This is a genomic window from Serratia sp. T13T92, from assembly GCF_047530105.1.
In the GTDB taxonomy this organism is placed as follows: domain Bacteria; phylum Pseudomonadota; class Gammaproteobacteria; order Enterobacterales; family Enterobacteriaceae; genus Chania; species Chania fonticola.
Window position 1 is genome coordinate 1 of the sequence record NZ_JBLJAK010000099.1, and the last position, 3,066, is coordinate 3,066.

Annotated in this window: 3 protein-coding genes; all 3 read left to right on the forward strand. The window is 56.6% G+C overall.

What is annotated here, in order from left to right; all coding sequences use genetic code 11:
• Positions 1-698: 698 nt before the first annotated feature.
• Positions 699-983, forward strand: coding sequence for a hypothetical protein (locus ACMV5I_RS29265; RefSeq protein WP_074032239.1), 285 nt, complete (start codon positions 699-701; stop codon positions 981-983).
• Positions 984-1,009: 26 nt separating this feature from the next.
• On the forward strand, positions 1,010-1,804 hold the full coding sequence (locus ACMV5I_RS29270; RefSeq protein WP_414825946.1) for a hypothetical protein: 795 nt from the start codon (positions 1,010-1,012) through the stop codon (positions 1,802-1,804).
• Positions 1,805-2,193: 389 nt separating this feature from the next.
• On the forward strand, positions 2,194-2,997 hold the full coding sequence (locus ACMV5I_RS29275; RefSeq protein ID WP_414825947.1) for a DUF1281 domain-containing protein: 804 nt from the start codon (positions 2,194-2,196) through the stop codon (positions 2,995-2,997).
• Positions 2,998-3,066: the final 69 nt, after the last annotated feature.

The following is a 3,066-nucleotide window of genomic DNA, read 5'->3' on the forward strand; positions in this document are numbered from 1 at the left end:
AAAGGGCGTGCCATTCTTCGGGCGTGCGGATGTTCCTCATGGGTTTGCTCCGTGTTGATGATCGGGAACAAGATCATGGCAACATCGCGAACGCAATAACAGGTGGGGTTCCAGCGACGCTTACCTTGCAACTGTCCCTTCTGGGGATACCTGCAGAGGTTGTGATTGGCAACACGCTGACCCTAGTCGTTCGCCGGACTTACCGGACGCCGATGTGGTATGTCGGAAATTGGCAGGAGCGCCTGGGAACGGCGGATGTTATTGATGCACCGTGTCGGTTTCTCAAAGGCTGAAGATCCCGGGGCAGTTGCCCCGGTTTTCATGGTGCTTTCAGGGGGCATAAGCCCCCGGCGCGTTAGCCAGTCTGGCCAGATGACCGGTCCCATAAGGATGCCCGCCCCGGCGGGCCTGTACCGCACATCTTGTCTTCCCGAGTGCTCCTTCCGTGTAGACGTTATCTCCTGCCATCGCTTAAACGGTTGCACCGTGCCGTCAAAAATCAAGCCGCCAGCTGCGGCACCCGTTCGCACTCCTTCCTTTTCAGTCAGTCATTTGCGCTGCGGCTTTGCATCCGGAGCGTGACTTTTGCCTGATGGCCCGTTGCTGACCGTCGCTCATGGCAAGAGACAACGACCCTCCTTCGAAAGGAGGAACGCCAGAAGAAAGTTTTTTAAGACCATCATGCGAAGGAGAATTTTATGAACGATCGCCAGGTAGTTCAAAGCCTGCTGCAGGCACTGACGGATAAGCTGCTGATTTCATCCCCGGAGTTCGCCGCCGCGTTGGCACATTTCAATATCACCACAACGTATCAGGGCGTTAAAGGCGATCCTGACTGGGCGGGCTTGTTCGGGCGTGAAGGCTGTTTTTACGTGGATGTCTTTAACACCGAGCATCCAAAAGGCCTGCGCTATGAGTTTAACTGCCCGGACGACGCGAAAGCCTTCTCCGACGGCGCGCGTGACGGGGAGGTGACCCTGTGAGCCTGTATGACCAGAGGAAACACACGATGACATTTCAGACCTTTCACAGCCTGACCAGTGCGCTGATCCACACCATGGCAAAGCAGGAACTGCTGGCCTTGAACTGGCCTACGTCACTCCACCTTGAATATGGCCAGCAGTGGGGTCAGAGCGACGGGGTGGTTTTCCACGGCACTCTTTCCAGTGCTGACCTGCTTCGAATTATTCCGGGGCTGCGAGGGAAGCGTTATCTGTCCAGGTGCAATGCGCGGGCGTTATTCACGGCTGTGAGGGAGCAGGGCATTCGTGTGCAACTCGAACTGACACAAAGCTGGTACAGCCTTTCCTGGGATACTCGACTGGTTGCTGAGGGCTTTTCTGATGAGATGGAAATGCTGGAAAAGCGTCTGCTGCAGGCGCTGCGCGAACAGTATGAATGTCTGTGTCACAGCGTGAAGAGGCTGGGCTATAAGCTCGCGGAAGGGACGTACCCGGCAGAATATGATGAGAACCTGTTCACTCGGGCGACCGCGAACATCACCCTGGAAGCCGTGGCTGTAGACCCGTGCGACTGTGGCTACTGTGATACGGATGAAGCCATTCTGGAGGAATATATCAGGATGATTCTGGACGATAATGCGCGAGTGGTTTCCGTCCGGTTTCAGGTGAAGTGTGCGGGCCAACTGATGGCGGAGTCCTGGGCCAGTGAGGTCGTCATCCTCCCTGGGCAGCCGGTAAGAAAGTGGGTCTGCCGTTCAGAAATTCAGTATGTCGCAAACGAAGCCCGCCACGCCATTACTGATCAGGTGCAGGCCTTCCGCAGTTTTGTACATGCCGCCTGATCCCCGGCACTCCCGGGTCGCTCCCCAGCGGCCCGTTTTCCCCCTGCCGGATACCCCCGGCGTTGAGCCGGGGGTATCCGGAGTCAAAAAGGCCGCGCCCGTACCGGTCGCCTTCTGTCGCCGTGCCAGCGGAAGGTGATTTTTCCCGCGATACGTTTTGTGCCCAGGGTGGCTGACGCCGTGCCCAGACCTTAGCCCGGGCTGCGTGCGTAACAAGGGAAGCTTCGCCGCGTTCCTCACCCGTTCACGTCAAAAATCAGCGCATTCAGCCCTGATTTTCGCCTGCGCTGCGGCTTGCGGGCGCGCCCTTGTTTCCCCCGCTGACCGCCCGGTCTGGTTCGTGGTCACGGCGACAGCCGTATCCACCAACCTTTATGGGAGAAAGAACGATGCCGAATTGGTGTGCCAACCGAATTAAACTCACCGTGCCTGCGTGTGTGCAGGCCGAGGTAGAAGCCTGGGCGAACGGGACGATGTACCCGTATTACAAACGTGCCATCAATCAGAGTGTCCGCATGTTCATCGCTGGCGTGGCCGGGCGACTGAAGCCGGGTATTGAGATGCAGTATCTGCCGTATCCCGCGCTGACTGCGCATGGCAGCACCGAGCCGACAGAAGCCTCACTCGCTTTCGGGGGATGGGTCGAGATGCTGGAGAGCAATGTGTGGCTTGATAAGTCCTGTTGTCATTATATTGACCAGTATTACCGGGCAACGGGGCTTGCCGGTCTGAAGTGGGATAACTTGACCGCTGCCGAGCAGGCGCGGGTTGATGCCGTGATGCGCAGTAAAAGCCATGACTGGATCCATTTGTGGTCGCGAAAGGTTAGCCGTGGAGAGCTGTTCGATATGCTTGAAGCCGAGCCTGAAGGCGAAATGTTTGATTTACTTCTGATTATTCCCACAAGGCTTGCCTGTGAACTCAACGGGTTCAATGGTGGCCTGCTGGAGAAAGTACAGAGTGCGTATGACTTTTATAGCGCTAACTATGGCATCAAATGGCCTTCAGCCAGTCAGGCTGAAATAACCAGCGGATACGGCTGGTTGGAAATCGATATAGATACGCCCTGGTCTCCGCCAGATGAGTCTGTCATGGAGGCGTTGTCAGATAAATGGGGTTGTACCATTGACCATTATTTCGTAAGCGTCGTTAAATCCCCACAGTGTTCGGTCGTGGGGTTTAAGGTAGGGTGATTTTCCAGGGCAGCAGCGTGTCCCAGTCGATGGCGTCGTCCGGCGATTTCAGCGCCGTCAGCAACGCAT